Annotated in this window: 23 protein-coding genes and 2 tRNA genes; all 25 read left to right on the forward strand. The window is 43.5% G+C overall.

Annotation, left to right across the window (positions count from 1 at the left end):
- The first annotated feature begins 35 nt into the window (after nt 1–35).
- The 25 genes from veg (at nt 36) to UJ203_RS20520 (ending at nt 22107) form a co-directional block, all read left to right on the forward strand.
- The gene (gene veg / locus UJ203_RS20400) at nt 36–296 is read left to right on the forward strand and encodes a biofilm formation stimulator Veg (protein ID WP_024123616.1); all 261 of its coding nucleotides are present in this window, start codon (nt 36–38) and stop codon (nt 294–296) included.
- Between the two features lie 161 nt (nt 297–457).
- The gene (locus tag UJ203_RS20405) at nt 458–643 is read left to right on the forward strand and encodes a small, acid-soluble spore protein, alpha/beta type (RefSeq protein WP_010332697.1); all 186 of its coding nucleotides are present in this window, start codon (nt 458–460) and stop codon (nt 641–643) included.
- Between the two features lie 147 nt (nt 644–790).
- On the forward strand, nt 791–1660 hold the full coding sequence (gene ispE, locus UJ203_RS20410; protein WP_024123617.1) for a 4-(cytidine 5'-diphospho)-2-C-methyl-D-erythritol kinase: 870 nt from the start codon (nt 791–793) through the stop codon (nt 1658–1660).
- A gap of 55 nt (nt 1661–1715) precedes the next feature.
- Nucleotides 1716–2573, forward strand: coding sequence for a pur operon repressor (purR, locus tag UJ203_RS20415; RefSeq protein ID WP_024123618.1), 858 nt, complete (start codon nt 1716–1718; stop codon nt 2571–2573).
- Nucleotides 2570–2947: a 2-iminobutanoate/2-iminopropanoate deaminase gene (gene ridA, locus UJ203_RS20420; protein WP_003226738.1), complete on the forward strand. Its 378-nt coding sequence runs from the start codon at nt 2570–2572 to the stop codon at nt 2945–2947. Before purR ends, ridA begins: the two co-directional genes overlap by 4 nt.
- Nucleotides 2948–3141: 194 nt before the next feature.
- The gene (gene spoVG / locus UJ203_RS20425) at nt 3142–3435 is read left to right on the forward strand and encodes a septation regulator SpoVG (RefSeq protein ID WP_003218346.1); all 294 of its coding nucleotides are present in this window, start codon (nt 3142–3144) and stop codon (nt 3433–3435) included.
- Between the two features lie 191 nt (nt 3436–3626).
- Nucleotides 3627–4997 carry a bifunctional UDP-N-acetylglucosamine diphosphorylase/glucosamine-1-phosphate N-acetyltransferase GlmU gene (gene glmU / locus UJ203_RS20430; RefSeq protein WP_105955702.1) on the forward strand — a complete coding sequence of 457 codons (1371 nt, stop codon included), beginning with the start codon at nt 3627–3629 and terminating at the stop codon, nt 4995–4997.
- A 22-nt stretch (nt 4998–5019) separates the two neighbouring features.
- Nucleotides 5020–5973 (forward strand): ribose-phosphate diphosphokinase, encoded by a 954-nt coding sequence (locus UJ203_RS20435; RefSeq protein WP_003218353.1) that lies wholly within the window; start codon nt 5020–5022, stop codon nt 5971–5973.
- A gap of 84 nt (nt 5974–6057) precedes the next feature.
- Nucleotides 6058–6675 (forward strand): 50S ribosomal protein L25/general stress protein Ctc, encoded by a 618-nt coding sequence (locus UJ203_RS20440; protein WP_024123620.1) that lies wholly within the window; start codon nt 6058–6060, stop codon nt 6673–6675.
- 105 nt (nt 6676–6780) lie between these two features.
- Nucleotides 6781–7347 (forward strand): aminoacyl-tRNA hydrolase, encoded by a 567-nt coding sequence (gene pth / locus UJ203_RS20445; RefSeq protein ID WP_105955700.1) that lies wholly within the window; start codon nt 6781–6783, stop codon nt 7345–7347.
- 60 nt (nt 7348–7407) lie between these two features.
- Nucleotides 7408–7638, forward strand: coding sequence for an anti-sigma-F factor Fin family protein (locus UJ203_RS20450; protein ID WP_024123622.1), 231 nt, complete (start codon nt 7408–7410; stop codon nt 7636–7638).
- 69 nt (nt 7639–7707) lie between these two features.
- Complete coding sequence (gene mfd, locus UJ203_RS20455; RefSeq protein WP_095714733.1) at nt 7708–11241, forward strand: transcription-repair coupling factor; 3534 nt, start codon at nt 7708–7710, stop codon at nt 11239–11241.
- 135 nt (nt 11242–11376) lie between these two features.
- On the forward strand, nt 11377–11913 hold the full coding sequence (gene spoVT / locus UJ203_RS20460; protein ID WP_105955699.1) for a stage V sporulation protein T: 537 nt from the start codon (nt 11377–11379) through the stop codon (nt 11911–11913).
- Between the two features lie 181 nt (nt 11914–12094).
- The gene (locus UJ203_RS20465; protein ID WP_322013591.1) at nt 12095–13693 is read left to right on the forward strand and encodes a polysaccharide biosynthesis protein; all 1599 of its coding nucleotides are present in this window, start codon (nt 12095–12097) and stop codon (nt 13691–13693) included.
- The gene (gene mazG, locus UJ203_RS20470; RefSeq protein ID WP_322013593.1) at nt 13683–15152 is read left to right on the forward strand and encodes a nucleoside triphosphate pyrophosphohydrolase; all 1470 of its coding nucleotides are present in this window, start codon (nt 13683–13685) and stop codon (nt 15150–15152) included. The genes UJ203_RS20465 and mazG overlap by 11 nt, the downstream gene beginning before the upstream one ends.
- A gap of 1 nt (nt 15153) precedes the next feature.
- A complete protein-coding gene (locus UJ203_RS20475) occupies nt 15154–15414 on the forward strand; it encodes an RNA-binding S4 domain-containing protein (protein WP_024123627.1) in 261 nt (86 codons plus the stop codon).
- Nucleotides 15415–15492: 78 nt separating this feature from the next.
- On the forward strand, nt 15493–15795 hold the full coding sequence (gene yabP, locus UJ203_RS20480) for a sporulation protein YabP (protein WP_024123628.1): 303 nt from the start codon (nt 15493–15495) through the stop codon (nt 15793–15795).
- Nucleotides 15792–16427 (forward strand): spore cortex biosynthesis protein YabQ, encoded by a 636-nt coding sequence (yabQ, locus tag UJ203_RS20485; RefSeq protein ID WP_202853362.1) that lies wholly within the window; start codon nt 15792–15794, stop codon nt 16425–16427. The genes yabP and yabQ overlap by 4 nt, the downstream gene beginning before the upstream one ends.
- Before the next feature lie 17 nt (nt 16428–16444).
- Nucleotides 16445–16822, forward strand: a complete 378-nt coding sequence (gene divIC / locus UJ203_RS20490; RefSeq protein ID WP_322013597.1) for a cell division protein DivIC — start codon at nt 16445–16447, stop codon at nt 16820–16822.
- An 80-nt stretch (nt 16823–16902) separates the two neighbouring features.
- Nucleotides 16903–17289 (forward strand): S1 domain-containing RNA-binding protein, encoded by a 387-nt coding sequence (locus tag UJ203_RS20495; RefSeq protein WP_003218379.1) that lies wholly within the window; start codon nt 16903–16905, stop codon nt 17287–17289.
- 167 nt (nt 17290–17456) lie between these two features.
- A tRNA-Met gene (locus UJ203_RS20500) sits at nt 17457–17533 on the forward strand.
- A gap of 9 nt (nt 17534–17542) precedes the next feature.
- A tRNA-Glu gene (locus UJ203_RS20505) sits at nt 17543–17614 on the forward strand.
- A 199-nt stretch (nt 17615–17813) separates the two neighbouring features.
- Nucleotides 17814–20297 carry a stage II sporulation protein E gene (spoIIE, locus tag UJ203_RS20510; RefSeq protein WP_024123630.1) on the forward strand — a complete coding sequence of 828 codons (2484 nt, stop codon included), beginning with the start codon at nt 17814–17816 and terminating at the stop codon, nt 20295–20297.
- A gap of 84 nt (nt 20298–20381) precedes the next feature.
- Entirely contained in the window at nt 20382–21119 is a 738-nt protein-coding gene (locus UJ203_RS20515) for a VWA domain-containing protein (protein ID WP_024123631.1), read from the forward strand.
- The gene (locus UJ203_RS20520) at nt 21085–22107 is read left to right on the forward strand and encodes a serine/threonine-protein kinase (RefSeq protein WP_322013601.1); all 1023 of its coding nucleotides are present in this window, start codon (nt 21085–21087) and stop codon (nt 22105–22107) included. Before UJ203_RS20515 ends, UJ203_RS20520 begins: the two co-directional genes overlap by 35 nt.
- Nucleotides 22108–22205 lie beyond the last annotated feature (98 nt).

Here is a 22205-nt window from a genome sequence, read left to right on the forward strand (position 1 = left end):
TCGTGTTGTACAATAAATGTAGTGAGGTGGATGCAATGGCGAAGACGTTGTCCGATATTAAAAGGTCGCTTGATGGAAATTTAGGTAAACGGCTGACGTTAAAAGCAAACGGTGGCCGCCGAAAAACGATTGAGCGCTCGGGCATTTTAGCTGAGACGTACCCTGCTGTTTTTGTGATACAACTAGATCAAGACGAGAACTCGTTTGAAAGAGTTTCATACAGTTATGCTGATATTTTGACTGAGACTGTTGAGCTGACATTTAATGATGACGCGGCAAGTTCAGTAGCATTTTAACGGGCAGTGAACTTTTTGTTTACTGCTTTTTGTTTTGCCTTTTTTGGTTTCCATTAATTCTCTCGATACTTTCACTGTCATTAAACAAAAGATAAAAACGGTCACATTTTATCGTGACGTGCACGAATCGTTATCATCTCTAAAAAAAGGGGTTGTTTCGTTTGGGCAGACGTCGTGGAGTTATGTCAGATGAGTTTAAATATGAGCTGGCTAAGGACCTTGGTTTTTACGACACTGTAAAAAATGAAGGTTGGGGCGGCATTCGTGCCCGCGATGCCGGAAACATGGTAAAACGGGCAATTGAAATCGCCGAACAGCAAATGGCTCAGAATCAGAATAACCGATAAGGAATGTGACCCGGGGGACGTATGGTTCCCCGGTTTTTGATTTTGGATGGAAATACATAATAGCTCCAATATGGATATGTTCATCCCGTACTTCAAATGTGATACAATGTTCATACTTATGTTTAGATGGAGAAGTAGGTGAAAGCTATGCGTATTTTAGAAAAAGCGCCAGCCAAGATCAATCTGTCACTCGACGTTACCCGAAAACGCCCGGATGGTTATCATGAAGTCGAAATGATTATGACGACAATTGATTTAGCGGATCGGATTGAATTGACGGAGCTGGCAGAAGATGTAGTGAGGGTTTCATCCCACAACCGCTTTGTGCCCGATGACCAAAGAAACTTAGCTTATCAGGCTGCCAAGCTCGTCAAAGACAGATACAACGTGAAAAAGGGAGTTTCCATTATGATCACTAAGGTGATCCCGGTGGCTGCCGGCCTTGCTGGCGGAAGCAGTGATGCGGCGGCAACGCTCAGAGGACTGAACAGACTGTGGAATTTAAATCTTTCTGCAGAAACGCTGGCGGAGCTGGGAGCGGAAATTGGCTCAGACGTCTCGTTTTGCGTCTATGGCGGAACTGCGCTTGCTACCGGACGCGGTGAAAAGATCAAACACATCAGCCCGCCTCCGCATTGCTGGGTCATTTTGGCGAAGCCGACAATCGGCGTTTCCACGGCCGAGGTCTACAGACAGCTGAAGCTTGATGAGGTGGAACACCCGGATGTAAACGGTATGATTGACGCGATTGAGGAAAAGAGCTTTCAAAAGATGTGCAGCCGTTTAGGCAATGTGCTTGAGTCTGTAACGCTTGATATGCATCCTGAAGTCGCGATGATCAAAAACCAGATGAAACGCTTTGGTGCAGATGCTGTGTTAATGAGCGGAAGCGGTCCGACTGTGTTTGGACTGGTTCAGTATGAGTCTAAGGTACAGAGGATTTATAACGGGTTAAGAGGCTTCTGCGATCAGGTATATGCAGTGAGAATGATCGGCGAACAGAACGCTCTTGATTAAATCCGTATGTTAAGTTATATTGATCTTAAAATATTCGGATTTTGGGGGTAAGTTCATGAAGTTTCGTCGCAGCGGCAGATTGGTGGACTTAACAAATTATTTGTTAACCCATCCGCACGAGTTAATACCGTTAACCTTTTTTTCTGAGCGGTATGAATCTGCAAAATCATCGATCAGTGAAGATTTAACAATTATAAAGCAAACCTTTGAGCAGCAGGGGATTGGTACCTTGCTTACTGTTCCCGGTGCTGCCGGAGGTGTCAAATATATTCCGAAAATGAAGCAGGCTGAAGCTGAAGAGTTCGTTCAGACCCTTGGACAGTCATTGGCAAATCCTGAGCGTATCCTTCCGGGCGGTTATGTGTATTTAACGGATATCTTAGGAAAGCCATCTGTTCTCTCCAAGGTTGGAAAGCTGTTTGCTTCTGTATTTGCGGACCGCGAAATTGACGTTGTTATGACCGTTGCCACGAAAGGCATCCCCCTTGCGTATGCAGCTGCAAGTTATCTGAATGTGCCTGTCGTCATTGTGCGCAAGGATAACAAGGTAACGGAGGGCTCCACGGTAAGCATTAATTACGTGTCAGGCTCCTCAAACCGCATTCAAACAATGTCACTTGCAAAAAGAAGCATGAAAACGGGTTCAAACGTACTCATTATCGATGACTTTATGAAAGCAGGCGGCACAATTAATGGTATGATTAACCTGTTGGATGAGTTTAATGCGAATGTCGCGGGGATCGGCGTCTTGGTCGAAGCCGAAGGAGTAGATGAACGTCTTGTTGATGAATATATGTCACTTCTCACTCTTTCAACGATCAACATGAAAGATAAGTCCATTGAAATTCAGAATGGCAATTTTCTGCGTTTTTTTAAAGACAATCTTTTGAAGAATGGAGAGACGGAATCATGACAAAAGCAGTCCACACAAAACATGCCCCAGCGGCAATCGGACCTTACTCACAAGGGATTATCGTCAATAATATGTTTTACAGCTCAGGCCAAATTCCTTTGACGCCTTCAGGCGAGATGGTAAACGGTGATATTAAGGAGCAGACGCATCAAGTATTCAGCAACTTAAAAGCGGTGTTGGAAGAAGCGGGTGCTTCTTTTGAAACCGTTGTAAAGGCAACTGTATTTATCGCGGACATGGAACAGTTTGCGGAAGTGAACGAAGTGTACGGACAATATTTTGACACGCACAAACCGGCGAGATCTTGCGTTGAAGTTGCGAGACTTCCAAAGGATGCATTAGTCGAAATCGAAGTGATTGCGTTAGTAAAATAATAAGAAAAGTGATTCTGGGTAAACTCGGAATCACTTTTTTATTTACCTTATGCCCAAAATAAAAGCGTTATGACCTAATTGTGTATTTATATCCTATTTTTTCAAAAAATATTTTAAAAAACAGCAGGAATTCAGAAAAAATCGTGGAATTGATACACTAATGCTTTTATATAGGGAAAAGGTGGTGAACTACTGTGGAAGTTACTGACGTAAGATTACGCCGCGTGAATACCGATGGTCGCATGAGAGCGATTGCATCCATCACGCTGGATCACGAATTTGTTGTTCATGATATTCGTGTGATTGATGGAAACAATGGTCTTTTCGTTGCGATGCCGAGTAAACGCACCCCTGATGGAGAGTTCCGCGATATTGCTCATCCTATTAATTCAAGCACGCGAGGAAAGATTCAAGATGCCGTGTTAAATGAGTATCATCGTCTGGGTGACACTGAAGCATTAGAATTCGAAGAAGCTGGAGCTTCTTAAAAAATAACCAAAAAGCAAGGACTGCTGACAGGGCTGAGACAAGCCTTTTTCCGGCAGTCCTTTTTTAATTCTGATTTTTCAAACTAAAATGCACCCATAGAAAATTCTTGCACTTCATGAAGTCTCCTTGAAATCAACTGATATTTAGGATATATTTTTCTATGGATAAAAGGGATATTGGAGGCCATTAAATGGATAAGCGGTTTGCAGTTGTTTTAGCGGCTGGACAAGGAACGAGAATGAAATCAAAGCTTTACAAAGTCCTTCATCCAGTTTGCGGTAAGCCTATGGTAGAGCACGTCGTAGACGAAGCCTTAAAGTTATCTTTAACGAAGCTTGTCACGATTGTCGGACATGGTGCGGAAGAAGTGAAAAAGCAGCTTGGTGATAAAAGCGAGTATGCGCTTCAAGCAGAACAGCTTGGCACTGCTCATGCTGTAAAACAGGCACAGCCATTTCTTGCTGACGAAAAAGGTGTAACGATTGTCATTTGCGGAGATACGCCGCTTTTAACAGCGGAGACAATGGAAGCGATGCTGAAAGAACATACACAAAAAGAAGCAAAAGCTACGATCTTGACTGCAGTTGCAGAAGATCCGACTGGATACGGCCGAATCATTCGCGGTGAGAGCGGAGCGGTTCAAAAAATCGTGGAGCACAAGGACGCTTCAGAGGAAGAACGTCTTGTGACTGAAATCAATACTGGAACGTATTGTTTTGATAATGAAGCTCTATTCCGGGCCATTGACCAAGTATCGAACAATAATGTTCAAGGCGAGTATTATTTGCCGGATGTGATAGAGATCCTCAAAAATGAAGGCGAAACTGTTGCCGCTTACCAGACTGGTAACTTCCAAGAAACGCTCGGAGTTAATGATAGAGTTGCTCTTTCTCAGGCTGAATTGTTTATGAAAGAGCGGATTAATAAACGGCATATGCAAAATGGCGTTACGCTGATTGACCCGATGAATACGTATATTTCTCCTGAAGCTGTCATCGGAAGCGATACTGTGATTTATCCTGGAACTGTGATTAAAGGTGAGGTGCAAATCGGAGAAGATACGATTATCGGCCCTCATACTGAGATTATGAATAGTTCAATTGGCAGCCGTACTGTGATTAAACAATCGGTAGTCAATAACAGTAAAGTGGGGAATGATGTAAACATAGGACCTTTTGCTCACATCAGGCCTGATTCTGTCATCGGGAATGAAGTGAAGATCGGGAATTTTGTTGAAATCAAAAAGACGCAATTCGGAGACCGAAGCAAGGCTTCTCATTTAAGCTATGTCGGGGATGCCGAAGTAGGCACAGACGTCAACTTGGGCTGCGGTTCAATTACTGTCAATTATGATGGAAAGAATAAATATTTGACGAAAATTGAAGACGGCGCATTTATCGGCTGCAACTCCAATTTGGTTGCCCCTGTTACAGTCGGAGAAGGCGCTTATGTAGCGGCAGGCTCAACTGTTACGGAAGATGTACCTGGAAAAGCACTTGCTATTGCCAGAGCGAGACAAGTAAATAAAGACGATTATGTGAAAAATATTCATAAAAAATAATCCTAAATTCGGAGGTTTATCCATGTCTAATCAATACGGAGATAAGAATTTAAAGATTTTTTCTTTGAATTCTAATCCAGAGCTTGCAAAAGAAATCGCAGATATAGTTGGAGTTCAATTAGGGAAGTGTTCTGTCACAAGATTTAGTGATGGGGAAGTCCAAATTAATATCGAAGAAAGTATTCGCGGATGTGACTGTTACATCATCCAGTCTACAAGTGACCCCGTTAACGAGCATATTATGGAACTGTTGATTATGGTAGATGCGTTGAAACGCGCTTCTGCAAAAACCATTAACATTGTTATTCCTTATTACGGTTATGCACGTCAAGACAGAAAAGCGAGATCCCGTGAGCCAATCACAGCAAAGCTTTTCGCAAACCTGCTTGAAACTGCCGGTGCGACTCGTGTCATTGCGCTTGATCTGCACGCACCGCAAATTCAAGGATTCTTTGATATACCGATTGACCACTTAATGGGTGTTCCGATTTTAGGAGAATATTTTGAAGGCAAAAACCTTGAAGATATCGTCATTGTTTCACCAGACCACGGCGGTGTGACACGTGCCCGCAAACTGGCTGACAGACTAAAAGCGCCGATTGCGATCATTGATAAGCGCCGTCCGAGACCGAATGTGGCAGAAGTCATGAATATTGTAGGTAATATCGAAGGGAAGACCGCTATCCTTATCGATGATATCATTGATACTGCCGGCACCATTACACTTGCAGCTAATGCGCTCGTTGAAAACGGTGCGAAAGAAGTTTATGCATGCTGTACACATCCAGTTCTATCAGGACCTGCTGTTGAACGGATTAATAACTCAACAATTAAAGAGCTTGTTGTGACAAACAGCATCAAGCTTCCTGAAGAAAAGAAAATTGAACGGTTTAAGCAGCTTTCAGTCGGCCCGCTTCTGGCTGAAGCGATTATTCGCGTTCATGAGCAGCAATCTGTCAGCTACCTGTTCAGCTAAACCGATTTTGAAAGGTTTAAACCTTTATCGTTTTGGGTATTGTTTCTAATAGGACAATAAAACGATAATAGGATGGTGCTGAATATGGCAACGTTAACGGCAAAAGAAAGAACAGGTTTCACCCGTTCGTCTCTTCGGGATATCCGTACTTCAGGACATGTTCCAGGTATCATTTATGGAAAAGACACGGCAAACAAACCGGTATCCTTAGACAGTGTGGAACTTATCAAAACACTGAGGGATGAAGGCAAGAATACAGTCATTACACTCGACGTCAACGGAGAGAAGCACGCTGTCATGGTAACAGAGCTGCAAACGGACCCGCTGAAAAATGAGGTCACTCATGCTGACTTCCAAGTAGTCAATATGAGTGAAGAAATTGAAGTGGAAGTGCCGATTCATCTGACCGGAGAAGCAATTGGAGTGAAAAATGGAGGCGTATTGCAACAGCCGCTTTACGCTCTAACCGTGAAGGCGAAGCCAAAAGCAATACCGCAATCGATCGAGGCAGACATTTCTGGTCTTGATGTAAATGATGTACTCACGATTGAGGACTTGCCTGCCGGCGGTGACTACTCCTATAATCACGAATCAGATGAAGTTGTGGCTTCTATTCTTCCTCCGCAGCAGCAGGATGCTGCAGAAACAGACGCTGAGGAAACTGCCGATGCTCAGCCTGAAGGTGAAAACGAAGATCAATAATAGCTTAAGGCGTAACCCTCCCGCGGTTACGTCTTTTGTGCTAGAATGAGAAGAATTATAGCCCGTGTTAGAGCGGGAGCTTATGTGACTAAGGGAGGATTTGCCATGCTTGTAATTGCTGGCCTCGGAAACCCGGGAAAGAACTATGAAAATACAAGGCATAATGTCGGATTTATGGCAATAGACCAGCTTTCGAAGGAATGGAATATTGAGCTGAACCAGAGCAAATTTAACGGATTATACGGAACCGGATTTGTTTCCGGCAAAAAGGTTCTACTTGTTAAACCGCTTACATATATGAATTTATCAGGAGAATGTTTGCGGCCTTTAATGGATTATTATGATGTAGACAACGAAGATTTAAAAGTCATTTACGATGACCTTGATCTTCCGACTGGCAAGATCCGTCTAAGAACGAAAGGCAGTGCCGGCGGGCATAATGGCATCAAATCACTGATCCAGCATCTCGGAACGCCTGAGTTTGATCGCATCCGCATCGGAATCGGGCGGCCAGTGAACGGGATGAAGGTGGTTGATTATGTTTTAGGTGCTTTTACAGATGATGAAACACCAGCAATTGATGAAGCGATTGGAAAGTCCGTTAAGGCTTGTGAGGCTTCTCTCAGCAAACCGTTTTTAGAGGTTATGAACGAATTCAACGCGAAGGTATAAAATACATCATCAAAGTCCATACTACACCAAAATGACTTTTTCATCAGGAGGGTCCCTTGTATGGCTTTGCATTATTATTGTCGTCATTGCGGAGTAAAAGTTGGAAGTCTGGAATCTTCCATGGTATCGACAAACTCACTTGGATTTGAGCACTTAACAAACGAGGAAAGAAACGATATGATTTCATATAAAGACAATGGAGATGTCCATGTTCTTACAATATGTGAAGATTGCCAAGAGGCGCTTGAACGAAATCCGCATTACCACGAACATCACACATTTATTCAATAAAAAGCTTTGGTGTAGACACTAGACCAAAGCGTTTTTCTGTTCTTGCAGAAAACAGAGAGGAGGGGCCATATGGACAACATTCAAACCTTTATTAAAGAAAGCGATGACTTCAAATCCATCGTCAACGGTTTAAACGAGGGGCTGAAGGAACAACTGCTCGCGGGTCTTTCAGGTTCCGCGCGTTCTGTTTTTACTTCTGCTCTGGCTAATGAAACGAATAAGCCTATCTTTCTAATCACCCATAATTTATACCAAGCTCAGAAAGTAACGGATGATCTGACTTCACTTCTTGGAGATCGGTCTGTCCTTCTGTACCCCGTCAATGAACTCATATCATCAGAAATCGCGGTGGCTAGCCCTGAACTGCGGGCGCAGCGCTTAGATGTCATTAATAGATTAACAAACGGAGAAACGCCTATAGTTGTTGCTCCAGTGGCGGCTGTCAGAAGAATGCTGCCGCCGGTAGAGGTGTGGAAAAACAGCCAAATGCTCATTCAAGTGGGTCATGATATCGAACCGGATCAGCTGGCATCCCGACTGGTAGAGGTGGGATACGAGCGGTCTGATATGGTTTCTGCACCCGGTGAATTCAGTATTCGCGGCGGAATTATCGACATTTATCCGCTGACCTCTGAGCATCCGGTCAGAATCGAATTATTCGACACCGAGGTTGATTCCATCCGCAGCTTTAACTCCGATGATCAGCGGTCAATTGAAACCTTGACCTCCATCAGTATCGGTCCGGCAAAGGAACTGATTATCAGAGCTGAAGAAAAAGCACGTGCAATAGAGAAGATGGATAAAGGCCTTGCCGACAGCTTGAAAAAATTAAAGCTCGACAAGCAAAAAGAAATCCTGCATATGAATATTTCTCATGATAAAGAGCGTTTATCTGAAGGCCAGACAGATCAAGAACTGGTGAAGTACCTTTCATATTTTTATGAAAAACCTGCTAGTTTGCTAGATTATACACCTGATAACACGCTTCTTATTTTGGACGAAGTCAGCCGGATTCATGAAATGGAAGAGCAGCTTCAAAAGGAAGAAGCGGAGTTTGTCACAAATCTGCTGGAGGAAGGGAAGATTTTGCATGACATCAGTCTGTCATTCAGCTTCCAAAAAATAGCTGCTGAACAAAGACGGCCTTTGCTGTACTATTCTTTGTTTTTACGCCATGTTCAGCATACGAGCCCGCAAAATATCGTAAATGTATCCAGCAGACAAATGCAGAGCTTCCACGGGCAAATGAATGTTCTTGCCGGTGAAATGGAGCGGTTTAAAAAATCAAACTTTACCGTCGTGTTTTTGGGAGCAAATAAGGAACGTACACAAAGACTGTCTTCTGTTTTGGCCGATTATGAAATCGAAGCGGCGATGACTGACAGCAAAAAGGCGCTTGTTCAGGGACAGGTTTATATCATGGAAGGCGAGCTTCAATCAGGATTTGAGCTGCCGTTAATGAAGCTTGCTGTCATTACTGAAGAAGAATTGTTCAAAAACCGCGTGAAAAAGAAGCCTCGAAAACAGAAGCTTACGAATGCAGAGCGCATCAAGAGCTATTCCGAGCTTCAAATTGGTGATTATGTCGTTCATATTAATCACGGGATCGGAAAGTATTTAGGGATCGAAACCCTTGAGATCAATGGAATTCACAAAGACTATTTGAACATTCACTATCAGGGAAGCGACAAGCTTTATGTGCCGGTTGAACAAATTGACCAGGTACAGAAGTATGTCGGATCAGAAGGAAAAGAACCGAAGCTGTATAAGTTAGGCGGCAGTGAATGGAAGCGGGTTAAGAAAAAAGTAGAAACATCCGTTCAAGACATCGCTGATGACTTAATTAAACTGTATGCCGAAAGGGAAGCGAGCAAGGGCTACGCGTTTTCCCCTGATCATGAAATGCAGCGTGAATTTGAATCGGCGTTCCCTTATCAAGAGACAGAAGATCAGCTCCGCTCTATTCACGAAATCAAAAAAGACATGGAAAGAGAGCGGCCGATGGATCGCCTGCTTTGCGGAGACGTAGGCTACGGGAAAACAGAGGTTGCCATCCGTGCGGCGTTTAAGGCAATCGCTGATGGAAAACAGGTCGCACTGCTTGTCCCGACAACCATTTTGGCTCAGCAGCACTATGAGACCATTACAGAGCGCTTTCAGGACTACCCGATGAATATCGGCCTGCTTAGCCGATTCAGAACAAGAAAAGAAGCGAATGAAACGATCAAAGGATTGAAAAACGGAACGGTTGATATCGTCATTGGGACACACCGACTGTTATCAAAAGATGTTGTTTATAAAGACTTAGGGCTGCTCATCATTGATGAGGAGCAGCGTTTTGGTGTCACCCATAAAGAAAAGATCAAACAGATTAAAGCCAATGTGGATGTATTAACATTAACAGCGACACCGATTCCGCGTACGCTGCATATGTCTATGCTTGGCGTAAGGGATCTATCGGTGATCGAGACGCCGCCGGAAAACCGCTTCCCTGTACAGACGTATGTTGTGGAATACAATGGTGCCCTTGTCAGAGAGGCGATTGAGCGTGAGCTTGCGCGCGGAGGCCAAGTCTATTTCTTATACAACAGGGTAGAGGATATCGAACGGAAAGCAGATGAGATTTCAATGCTTGTCCCTGACGCGAAGGTTGCGTATGCCCACGGGAAAATGACAGAAAATGAATTAGAAGCTGTCATGCTGAGTTTCCTGGAAGGGGAATCAGACGTTCTCGTCAGCACAACAATCATTGAAACGGGTGTAGATATTCCAAACGTGAATACGCTGATCGTGTTTGACGCCGACAAGATGGGTCTTTCCCAGCTTTATCAGCTGCGTGGACGTGTCGGCCGTTCTAACCGTGTAGCGTATGCGTATTTCACGTATCGCCGGGATAAAGTGCTTACTGAAGTAGCTGAAAAAAGACTGCAGGCGATTAAAGAATTTACGGAGCTGGGATCTGGTTTTAAAATCGCCATGCGCGACTTAACGATTCGCGGAGCCGGAAATCTCCTTGGCGCTCAGCAGCACGGCTTTATCGATTCGGTCGGATTTGACCTCTATTCGCAAATGCTAAAAGAGGCCATAGAAGAGCGGAAAGGCGATACAGCGAAAACGGAGCATTTTGAAACAGAAATTGATCTTGAGCTTGATGCGTACATTCCGGAAACTTATATTCAAGACGGCAAACAGAAAATTGATATGTATAAACGCTTCAGATCTGTGGCTTCAATTGAAGAGAAAAATGAACTTCAAGATGAGATGATTGACAGGTTTGGAAATTATCCAAAAGAAGTTGAATACTTGTTTACCGTAGCTGAAATGAAGGTTTATGCGAAGAATGAACGGGTCGAATTGATTAAGCAAGATAAAGATGCAGTCAGGCTGACCATTTCTGAAGAAGCCAGTGCTGATATTGACGGCCAGAAACTGTTTGAGCTTGGCAACAAATACGGCAGACAAATCGGACTGGGAATGGAAGGGAAAAAACTCAAAATTTCCGTTCAAACGAAAGGCAAGACTGCGGATGAATGGCTCGAAACCGTGCTGGGCATGCTGAAGGGCCTTAAAGATGTGAAAAAACAAACCATTTCATCAACGTAAATTTTGTTACTCTCTGGTGTATATTACATTTGATGTGACGGATACTAATTTCAAGCGAGGCGGAAGGTACATAAAGTAACTGCTTTAGGTCTTTCCCACATTGTATAACCATCAAATGAAAGAGAGGCACCAGAGATGAAAGCAACCGGTATCGTACGTCGTATTGATGACTTAGGACGGGTCGTGATTCCTAAAGAAATTCGCAGAACGCTGAGAATCAGGGAAGGCGATCCGCTTGAGATTTTTGTAGATCGTGACGGAGAAGTTATTTTGAAAAAATACTCTCCGATAAGTGAACTTGGAGACTTCGCAAAGGAGTATGCAGACGCGCTTTATGACAGTCTTGGCCATTCAGTGCTTATCTGTGACCGTGATGTCTACATTGCCGTCTCCGGAAGTTCCAAAAAAGACTACTTAAACAAGCCGATCAGCGAAATGCTGGAAAGAACAATGGATCAGAGAAGTTCCGTGCTTGAGAGCGATGCAAAATCCGTGCAGCTTGTGAATGGCATAGATGAAGATATGAGTTCGTATACTGTCGGCCCGATTGTGGCGAACGGCGACCCGATAGGTGCTGTCGTGATTTTTTCAAAGGATCAGACGATGGGCGAAGTAGAGCATAAAGCCGTTGAAACAGCAGCTGGGTTTTTGGCTCGTCAAATGGAACAGTAGGTCTTATTACAATTATCAAAATAGGTATAGAAAGAACAGCTCTCCTTGGGACGCTGTTCTTTTTTGTGCAGGCCGAAAAAGGATTCCAAGGGTTGGGATATGGTATAATAACCTCGTTTTTATTTGTACCAAGGTCATTGCACACTCTGCATGGCCCCTGACGTTGGGAAGGAGCTTTTGGATGGATGATTCAATACGCGTCAAACGGCATTGGATGTGGCAGGGGGCTTTTGTTTTAATTCTGGCAGGCGTTATTTCAAAAATATTAAGCGCCGTTTACAGAGTCCCATTTCAAAACATTGTCGGCGATGTTGGATTTTATATATATCAGCAGGTATACCCTTTTCTTGGTATTGCCGTCATGCTTTCAACATCAGGATTTCCGGTGATTATTTCTAAACTGATGAATGATTATAGTGAAAAAAACCATAACACTATAATGAAAATTTCAGCGCTGGTTTTATCGGTAATAGGTGTTTTTTTATTTCTGTGTTTATATATGGGAGCGGTTCCGATCGCTCTGTTTATGGGTGATTCGCATCTCGCTCAGTTAATTCAAGTAACTGCATATGCGTTTCTTCTGTTTCCATTTGTCGCGCTGCTCAGAGGCGTTTTTCAAGGGAGGCACAATATGCTGCCATCCGCTTTATCGCAAATCATGGAACAGTTTCTGCGGGTAGCGGTGCTTTTAGGGTTATCATTTTGGCTCATCAAAAAGGGTGCCTCGCTTTATACTGCGGGAGCGGCAGCTGCTTCTGGTTCTCTTGCCGGAAGTTTGATTGCGCTTATCATCCTTGTCTTTTTTTGGTTCAAAATGAAAAAGCCTGAAAAAGCGGAAATAGAAAAAGAAAATCACATTACAACAAATCAATTAATTAAGAAACTGCTTTTATATTCAGTAACGATCTGTGTCAGCAGCCTGCTGCTTCTGTTTATTCAGCTTGTCGATGCGCTGAATTTATATTCTTTGCTGTCTGGCGGTGAGGTGAGTGAAGAAGCAAAGCGGCTGAAAGGAATTTATGACCGGGGGCAGCCTCTTTTGCAGCTCGGTTCTGTTTTCGCAATGAGCATCGGGACCTCACTCGTACCGTTGATTTCAAAGGCGGTAAAGGACAATCAGATGCTGGTGATGAAACAAAGAGTGACGTCTTCCTTAAAGCTGTGTCTTACGATTGGCGTTGCGGCGTCTGCAGGTCTCATCTGCATCCTCGAGCCGGTCAACATTATGCTGTTTCAAAATGGTGAAGGAACAGCTGCGTTACAGATATTTAGCTGCTCCATTTTGTTTGCGTCCTTGGCGGTCACGGCTGCTGCTGTCTTACAGGGAACGGGAAACACGGTGTTTCCTGCAATAGCGGTAGGCGCAGGCGTGGCTGTGAAATGGGTGTTAAATACCTTTTTGGTTCCGCGTTATGGAATTGAAGGGGCTTCATTTGCGACAGCGGCTACCTTTGCGGCTGTCGCCGGCCTTAATTTATATTGCCTGCGGCAAAAAGAATGGCTGGACAAGCTGAGAGGCGTTATGCTTCCGATTATAGGGTCCGCTTTATTGATGTCGGCTGTCTTGCTTGCTTATTTACGCCTTTGGTCTTTTCTGTTTGATGCGGAAGGAAGAGGATATGCGGCGGTTGAAAGTGTTTCTGCTGTCGCCATTGGAGGCGCGGTGTTTATTTATTGTATGATGAAATTGGGAATATTTACGGATGAAGAGCTCAACAGTGTGCCTTTTGGCAGCAAGTTAAGCAAACTCACAAGAAGGAGAGAACAAAATGGCAGGTAACATTACAGTCGTCGGGCTTGGCGCCGGAGACATGGACCAGTTGACAATTGGCATACATAAGCTGCTGACAAAGGCGGACACTCTGTTTGTCAGAACAAAAGACCATCCTTTAATTCAGGAGCTAGAAAGCGAAACGAAGAACATTCGTTATTTTGATGATATATATGAGAAGCACGACCAGTTTGATGAGGTATACGAAGAAATTGCTGACATTCTCTTTGGAGAAGCGAAGCATCAGGACGTTGTTTATGCGGTTCCGGGGCATCCATTTGTAGCAGAAAAAACAGTACAGCTGCTGACGGAGCGGCAGGAAGAAAAAAACATTCAGGTGAAAGTCGCGGGAGGACAAAGTTTTCTTGATGCCACTTTTAATGCCTTGCAAATTGATCCCATTGAAGGCTTTCAATTTGTGGATGCCGGCACATTGAGCGCGGATGAGCTTGAGCTCAGACATCACCTGATCATTTGTCAGGTTTACGACCAAATGACTGCATCCGAAGTAAAGCTGACATTAATGGAGAAGCTGCCGGATGATTATGAAGTTGTGATTGTAACGGCCGCCGGAAGCCGCGATGAGGATATTCGGAGAGTGCCTTTATTTGAACTGGACCGTAATGTCGCCATGAATAACTTAACAAGTGTGTATATTCCGCCGATTAAAGAAGAGAAGCTGCTGTACCGGGAGTTCTCCGCGTTTCGGCGCATCATCAGAGAGCTTCGCGGGCCTAATGGCTGTCCGTGGGATAAAAAGCAGACTCATCAGTCATTAAAACAATACATGATTGAAGAGTGTTATGAACTTCTCGAAGCAATTGACGAAGAAGACACAGACCATATGATCGAAGAGCTTGGCGACGTTTTGCTTCAGGTCCTGCTTCACGCGCAAATCGGTGAAGATGATGGTTATTTCACAATAGATGATGTGATTAAAGGGATCAGTGAAAAAATGGTCCGAAGACATCCCCATGTGTTTAAAGATGTTAAGGTTCAGGATGAAAACGATGTTTTGGCAAATTGGGAAGATATTAAAAAAGCCGAAAAACATACATCTGAAGAATCCTTGTTAGACAACGTTCCGAAAACCCTTCCTGCTCTTTCTAAAGCTGCTAAACTTCAGAAAAAAGCGGCAAAAGTAGGTTTTGACTGGGAAGATGTGAGTGATATTTGGGAAAAGGTGAATGAGGAGATGGAGGAATTTTCTTCGGAGGTTTCTGAAGACCCTCATGAACACAATCTCAAGGCCGAATTTGGCGACGTTCTCTTCGCCTTGGTAAATGTAGCCCGCTTCTACAAAATAGAACCGGAGGAAGCATTGGCGATGACAAACGATAAATTCCGGAGACGTTTCTCTTATATTGAGCAAACAGCGAAGGAAAAGGGAATCGAGCTGGCTAATATGTCTCTTGAGGACATGGACAATCTGTGGAATGAAGCAAAAGAAACTGAGAGGAGATCATAATATGAGATTAGATAAATTTTTAAAAGTATCACGGCTGATTAAACGACGTACACTAGCGAAGGAAGTAGCTGATCAAGGCAGAATCTCCATTAACGGAAATCAGGCTAAAGCAAGCTCAGACGTAAAACCTGGAGATGAATTAACGGTCCGCTTCGGCCAAAAGCTTGTAACGGTACAAGTGAATGAGCTCAAAGACACGACGAAAAAAGAAGAAGCCGCAAACATGTATACGGTGCTAAAGGAAGAAAAACTCGGCGAATAGGCTTGTTCTAAAAGAATCCCCCGCCTCATACAATGCAGTAATAATGCTAAAAGTATCGAGGATATGGGGGCTGAATAGATGAATTCATATTATGAACAAAAAGGTTCTTCTTCTGTTCCGGAACAGCACGATGTGACAATGAAAGGCCGGAAACATTTAGATATTTCTGGGGTTAAGCAAGTTGAAAGCTTTGATAACGAAGAATTCCTGCTGGAAACAGTGATGGGAATGCTCTCAGTCAGAGGCGAAAACCTTCAAATGAAGAATCTTGATGTAGAAAAAGGGATTGTTTCGATCAAAGGCAGGGTATTTGATTTAGTGTATTTAGACGAGCAACAAGGGGATAAAGCTAAAGGGTTTTTTAGCAAGTTGTTTAAATGACGCTGACGACACAATTCTATACAATGCTGGCGATGTCCGGTATGGGCCTCTGGCTTGGCGCGTCGCTTGATACGTACAGGCTCTTTGTCATTCGTGCCAGAACAGCCAGATGGCTTTTATTTATTCATGATATTCTTTTCTGGATTTTGCAGGGGCTGCTCTTCTTTTATGTTTTGCTTCATGTAAATGAGGGAGAATTCAGGCTGTACATTTTTTTGGCGGTTCTGCTGGGCGTTGCGACGTATCAAAGCCTTTGCAAACGAATCTATATAAAAATACTGAAATTCGTCATTTATCTTGTTGTTTCTGTTTATCAATTCTTAAAAAAGCTCATTCAGCACGTGTTATTTCGTCCTATTGTGTGGACATGCGGAGTCATCATCTGGCTGGTCACGTTTCTTTTTCAGAGAACATACCGCCTGATCGGTTTTCTCATGTTATGTCTATATAAAATAGTCATGGTTCTGTGTTTTCCGATCCGCTTTATCGTTAAACAATGTATGAAACTTCTTCCTGAAAAACTGCGTCTAACTTTCAGACGATATTTTCAAAAAGGTGCAGGATTTCTAAAAAAGAAGCAGAAACTATTGGTAACCATAAGAACGACCATTACACGTTTTTTGAAGAGATGAAAGGAGGACCGTCTGATTTGAATTTTTCCAGGGAACGAACGATAACTGAAATACAAAACGACTATAAAGAAAAAGTAGAGCGGCAAAATCAGCTGAAGAAAAGAAGAAGAAAAGGGCTGTACAGACGGTTGACTGTATTCGGCGCCCTCGTACTTCTGACGGCAATTGTACTGGCAAGCTCTGTATGGAGCCAAACATCTTCCCTTAGCGCAAAAGAAGAAAAGAAAGAACAGCTTGAAAAAGAACTGAAGAATTTAAAGACAAAGCAAACGGATTTAAAAGAAGAAATATCCAAATTAAAAGATGAAGATTACGTCACAGAGCTTGCCAGAAGAGACTTATTCATGTCTGGAGACGGTGAAATAATCTTTAATGTGGAGAAGAAGAACAAGTAGCCTTGTTGACACTTAAATTTTTATTTAGGTATAATTAAGCAAACGATCTTTTTATAAGCCTAAGGAGGAGCACTTTTTTTATGTCGATTGAAGTGGGCAGCAAGTTGCAAGGGAAAATTACAGGTATTACAAATTTTGGAGCATTTGTTGAATTGCCTGGAGGCTCAACCGGTCTCGTTCATATCAGTGAGGTAGCCGATAATTATGTTAAAGACATTAATGATCACTTAAAAGTCGGCGACCAAGTTGAAGTGAAAGTCATCAACGTTGAAAAAGACGGGAAAATTGGTTTATCAATTAAAAAAGCTAAAGACCGTCCGCAAGCCAGACCTAGAAATGATTTCCGTCCGAAAGAATCTTTTGAACAGAAAATGAACAAGTTTTTAAAAGATAGCGAAGATCGCTTGTCATCTTTAAAACGCAATACGGAATCAAAACGTGGAGGGCGCGGAGCAAGAAGAGGATAACTTGCTGCTTTCTATAAATAAATGAAGCATCCGTTCGTCCCAACGGGTGCTTTTTTTATATGCTCTCTCAAGGCAAGAGTCAGAAAATTATAACATTAAAGTTTCTGTTGACGAAAAGGACAAACCTTTGTATTATATAACTTGTGCTTAGAAGCACCAAACAATATGGCGGTGTAGCTCAGCTGGCTAGAGCGTACGGTTCATACCCGTGAGGTCGGGGGTTCGATCCCCTCCGCCGCTACCATATTTGTTAGGCCCGTTGGTCAAGCGGTTAAGACACCGCCCTTTCACGGCGGTAACACGGGTTCGAATCCCGTACGGGTCATACTGAAAAATCGGTTTCTATTACAGAAGCCGATTTTTTTCATTTTTAGACATCTTTCTGGAAATTCTCCGCATAAACGAATTTCAGGGCAGAAACCGTCGAAGACTTCTTTGGTATACTTACCTTCTTTTGACAAAATCCTATCTGTGCTTTCGCTATAATGACAGGCAACGAATATAACAGGTGGGAGATGAGAGAAATGGAAAAAGCAGAAAGAAGAGTGAACGGGCCAATGGCGGGACAAGCTTTTGAAAAACTCCAATCGTTTTTTAACAGGGGAGCGAAGCTGGTGACTCATCATTTGCATTCACTGTTTTTCTATAAAGGCTTCATTTATGTCGTCATCGGGTTTTTGCTTGGACGAGCTTTCATATTATCCGAGGTCCTTCCTTTCGCCCTTCCTTTCTTTGGGGCAATGCTTTTGATCAGAAGAGACAAGGCGCTGTATGCAGTGCTGGCTGTGCTTGCAGGTGCAATGACAATTTCTCCGAAGCACTCATTACTCATATTAGCGGCGTTGCTTGCATTCTTCGTGTTTTCTAAAGTAGCATCCTTCATCACAGATGATCGTGTGAAAGCCCTCCCGATAGTCGTGTTCTTCTCCATGGCGGCGGCAAGAGCGGGTTTTGTTTACGCTCAGAATGGCGCGTTTACAACCTATGATTATGTGATGGCTGTTGTAGAAGCGGGGCTGTCCTTTATTTTAACGCTAATTTTCCTCCAAAGCCTTCCGATTTTTACAGTGAAGAAAGTAAAACAATCCTTAAAAATAGAAGAAATCATTTGCTTTATGATTCTGATTGCTTCGGTGCTGACTGGACTTGCAGGCTTGTCCTATCAAGGGATGCAGGCAGAACATATCCTGGCCCGTTATGTTGTATTAAGCTTTTCCTTCATTGGCGGTGCAAGCATTGGGTGTACAGTAGGTGTCGTGACAGGCCTGATTCTTGGCTTAGCCAATATTGGAAATCTCTATCAAATGAGTCTGCTCGCTTTTTCGGGCTTATTAGGCGGTTTGCTGAAAGAAGGAAAAAAAGCGGGTGCGGCAATCGGGCTGATTATCGGATCGCTTCTTATTTCTTTATATGGAGAAGGCTCTGCCGGTCTGATGACAACGCTCTATGAGTCATTGATAGCAGTCGGCCTGTTTCTGCTTACGCCTCAGTCCATCACAAGAAAAGTGGCGAGATATATTCCGGGCACTGTGGAACATCTTCAGGAGCAGCAGCAATACGCGAGAAAAATCAGAGATGTCACTGCTCAAAAGGTGGATCAGTTCTCCAATGTATTTCATGCATTGTCAGAAAGCTTTGCAACCTTTTATCAAGCGTCTGACGAACAAACAGATGACAGCGAGGTTGATCTGTTTTTAAGTAAAATTACGGAGCATTCCTGCCAAACGTGCTACAAGAAAAACAGGTGCTGGGTTCAGAACTTTGATAAAACATATGATTTAATGAAACAAGTTATGCTTGAAACAGAGGAAAAAGAGTATGCTTCAAACCGAAGGCTGAAAAAAGAGTTTCACCAGTATTGCTCTAAATCGCGTCAGGTTGAAGAGTTGATAGAGGATGAACTTGCCTATCATCATGCGCATTTAACCCTTAAGAAAAAAGTGCAGGACAGCAGGCGGCTTGTGGCTGAACAGCTCTTGGGTGTTTCAGAGGTCATGGCAGACTTTTCTCGGGAAATAAAAAGGGAGAGGGAGCAGCACTTTATCCAAGAAGAACAAATTATTGAGGCTCTTCAGCATTTTGGAATAGAGATTCAGCAGGTGGAGATTTACAGCCTTGAACAGGGAAACATTGATATTGAAATGACAATCCCATTCAGCGGGCATGGAGAAAGTGAAAAAATCATAGCGCCTATGCTTTCTGACATTTTAGAAGAGCAAGTTCTTGTGAAAGCCGAGCAGCATTCTCCGCATCCAAATGGATACAGCCATGTCGCGTTTGGATCAACAAAATCGTACAGAGTGTCTACGGGTGCGGCTCATGCAGCGAAGGGCGGCGGACTTGTCTCCGGCGACAGCTACAGCATGATGGAGCTGGGCGCAAGAAAATATGCAGCTGCTATCAGCGACGGCATGGGCAATGGCGCGAGGGCTCACTTTGAAAGCAATGAAACGATTAAGCTTCTTGAAAAGATCCTTGAATCAGGAATTGATGAAAAAATAGCGATTAAAACGATCAACAGCATACTGTCTCTGCGGACAACGGATGAAATTTATTCCACGCTCGATCTTTCTATTATCGATCTTCAGGATGCGAGCTGTAAGTTTTTAAAGGTTGGATCAACACCGAGCTTTATCAAACGGGGGGAGCAGGTGATGAAAGTCCAAGCGAGCAATCTGCCAATCGGCATTATTAACGAATTCGACGTTGAGGTTGTGAGTGAGCAGCTGAAGGCGGGAGACCTCCTGATCATGATGAGTGACGGTATTTTCGAAGGTCCTAAACACGTGGAAAATCATGATTTATGGATGAAGCGCAAAATGAAAGGGTTAAAAACAGATGATCCGCAGGAAATTGCTGACTTACTCATGGAGGAAGTGATTCGCACAAGATCAGGCCAAATTGATGATGATATGACGGTTGTTGTCGTCCGAATTGATCACAATACACCAAAGTGGGCGTCTATTCCCGTTCCGGCCATCTTTCAAAGCAAACAAGAAATTTCATAACGCTTCCGTATAAATCAATTTTCTTCTGGCGAAGATGGAACTATATGAATCTGAGAATCCTCGTATTCTCCAGGAGGAATGAATGTGAACAACGGACGTTTGAATCAAATTCTGCTGATAACGGATGGCTGCTCAAATCATGGTGAAGATCCGCTTGCTATGGCTGCTTTTGCTAAAGAGCAAGGGATTACAGTAAATGTCATAGGTATAATGGAAGAAAACAAAATTGACCACGAGGCTATGAAAGAAGTCGAAGGGATTGCGCTTGCTGGAGGCGGCGTGCATCAGGTCGTTTACGCATCACAGCTTTCGCAAACGGTTCAAATGGTAACGAAAAAAGCAATGACGCAAACCTTGCAAGGGGTGGTGAATCAAGAACTGAAGCAAATTCTTGGGAAGAATGTGGAAATGGAGGAGCTTTCTCCGGAAAAACGCGGCGAAGTCATGGAAGTGGTAGATGAACTGGGAGAAACGGTGCATCTTCAGGTTTTGGTTCTCGTTGATACAAGCGCAAGTATGGCGCCAAAGCTGCCTACAGTGAAAGAAGCACTGATTGACTTGTCCGTGAGTCTTAACTCCCGAATAGGGAATAACGAATTTGCGATGTGTATATTTCCCGGGAAAAAACAAGAGGTCGAGCTTGTGCTAAATTGGACACCGAAGCTGCAATCTCTTTCCACACTCTTTGCGAAGCTATCGACAGGCGGCATCACGCCGACAGGTCCGGCGATTCGTGAAGCGACACAGCAATTCGAAAAAATCCGCTCAAGAAGGAGCATGCTGGCAGATGATGAACGACACTTTGACGAGTTTGGCATGTAGCCTCAAGCCGGGAACGAGAGTAAAGGGCAAGTGGAATGGAAATACTTACACACTGCGTAAACAGCTTGGAAAAGGGGCCAATGGAATTGTGTATTTGGCAGAAGCATCAGATGGACATGTTGCCTTAAAGGTAAGTGATGACAGCCTGTCTATTACTTCTGAAGTGAATGTCTTAAAATCTTTTTCAAAGGCCCAGTCTGTAACGATGGGGCCTTCTTTTTTTGACACTGATGATGCATTTATTCCCAGTGCTAATACAAAGGTTTCATTTTATGCAATGGAATACATAAAAGGCCCGCTGCTTTTACAGTTCGTCAGTGACAAAGGAGCAGAATGGATTCCGGTCTTGATGATTCAGCTGTTAACCAGCTTATCCCTGCTTCATCAGCAAGGGTGGATATTCGGTGACCTTAAGCCGGATAATCTGATTGTCACCGGTCCGCCGGCCAGAATCCGCTGCATAGATGTAGGCGGAACAACCAAGGAGGGCCGAGCGATAAAAGAGTATACCGAGTTTTACGACAGAGGATATTGGGGGTATGGGACAAGAAAAGCAGAGCCCTCTTACGATTTGTTTGCGGTTGCTATGATTATGATCAACTGTGTACATAAAAAGGAATTTAAAAAAACAAGCCAGCCAAAGGAACAGCTGCGATCTTTAATCGAAGGCAGCCCGGTGCTGCAAAAGTATAAAAAAGTGCTTGTTTCTGCTTTAAATGGCCATTATGATTCCGCTGACGAGATGAAAAGAGAGATGCTCGCAGCAGGGCAAAAGGCAGCGCAAAGAAAACAGGCTGGAAAAACGCCAACTTCGGCGCAATCTATCTCAAGACAAAAACAGCAAAAAATGCGCCAGGGAAAAGTAACACAGACGAGATATGCACCTAAAAAGAAGGGCGCTAAGTCCGGAGGGTTATTCGAAACCGCTCTTATCGTAATCAGTGTTTTGGCGCTTTATTTCGCTTACATTATCTTTTTCCTTATTTGACAGCTGCAATCTGCAATACCCATGCTTCTTCTTTGCTTGGAAGGATTGAAAGTGATAGGATATGAATATCTTTAAAATACCTGCTCATTGTGAGGAGG

The sequence above is a fragment of the Bacillus sp. V26 genome, from assembly GCF_034296245.1.
In the GTDB taxonomy this organism is placed as follows: domain Bacteria; phylum Bacillota; class Bacilli; order Bacillales; family Bacillaceae; genus Bacillus; species Bacillus halotolerans.

Bases quoted from the DNA above. Each gene is read 5' to 3' on its own strand.
- veg (WP_024123616.1), top strand. From the start codon at position 36: ATGGCGAAGACGTTGTCCGATATTAAAAGGTCGCTTGATGGAAATTTA.
- ispE (WP_024123617.1), top strand. From the start codon at position 791: ATGCGTATTTTAGAAAAAGCGCCAGCCAAGATCAATCTGTCACTCGAC.
- purR (WP_024123618.1), top strand. From the start codon at position 1,716: ATGAAGTTTCGTCGCAGCGGCAGATTGGTGGACTTAACAAATTATTTG.
- ridA (WP_003226738.1), top strand. From the start codon at position 2,570: ATGACAAAAGCAGTCCACACAAAACATGCCCCAGCGGCAATCGGACCT.
- glmU (WP_105955702.1), top strand. From the start codon at position 3,627: ATGGATAAGCGGTTTGCAGTTGTTTTAGCGGCTGGACAAGGAACGAGA.
- UJ203_RS20435 (WP_003218353.1), top strand. From the start codon at position 5,020: ATGTCTAATCAATACGGAGATAAGAATTTAAAGATTTTTTCTTTGAAT.
- UJ203_RS20440 (WP_024123620.1), top strand. From the start codon at position 6,058: ATGGCAACGTTAACGGCAAAAGAAAGAACAGGTTTCACCCGTTCGTCT.
- pth (WP_105955700.1), top strand. From the start codon at position 6,781: ATGCTTGTAATTGCTGGCCTCGGAAACCCGGGAAAGAACTATGAAAAT.
- UJ203_RS20450 (WP_024123622.1), top strand. From the start codon at position 7,408: ATGGCTTTGCATTATTATTGTCGTCATTGCGGAGTAAAAGTTGGAAGT.
- mfd (WP_095714733.1), top strand. From the start codon at position 7,708: ATGGACAACATTCAAACCTTTATTAAAGAAAGCGATGACTTCAAATCC.
- spoVT (WP_105955699.1), top strand. From the start codon at position 11,377: ATGAAAGCAACCGGTATCGTACGTCGTATTGATGACTTAGGACGGGTC.
- UJ203_RS20465 (WP_322013591.1), top strand. From the start codon at position 12,095: ATGGATGATTCAATACGCGTCAAACGGCATTGGATGTGGCAGGGGGCT.
- mazG (WP_322013593.1), top strand. From the start codon at position 13,683: ATGGCAGGTAACATTACAGTCGTCGGGCTTGGCGCCGGAGACATGGAC.
- UJ203_RS20475 (WP_024123627.1), top strand. From the start codon at position 15,154: ATGAGATTAGATAAATTTTTAAAAGTATCACGGCTGATTAAACGACGT.
- yabP (WP_024123628.1), top strand. From the start codon at position 15,493: ATGAATTCATATTATGAACAAAAAGGTTCTTCTTCTGTTCCGGAACAG.
- yabQ (WP_202853362.1), top strand. From the start codon at position 15,792: ATGACGCTGACGACACAATTCTATACAATGCTGGCGATGTCCGGTATG.
- UJ203_RS20495 (WP_003218379.1), top strand. From the start codon at position 16,903: ATGTCGATTGAAGTGGGCAGCAAGTTGCAAGGGAAAATTACAGGTATT.
- spoIIE (WP_024123630.1), top strand. From the start codon at position 17,814: ATGGAAAAAGCAGAAAGAAGAGTGAACGGGCCAATGGCGGGACAAGCT.
- UJ203_RS20520 (WP_322013601.1), top strand. From the start codon at position 21,085: ATGATGAACGACACTTTGACGAGTTTGGCATGTAGCCTCAAGCCGGGA.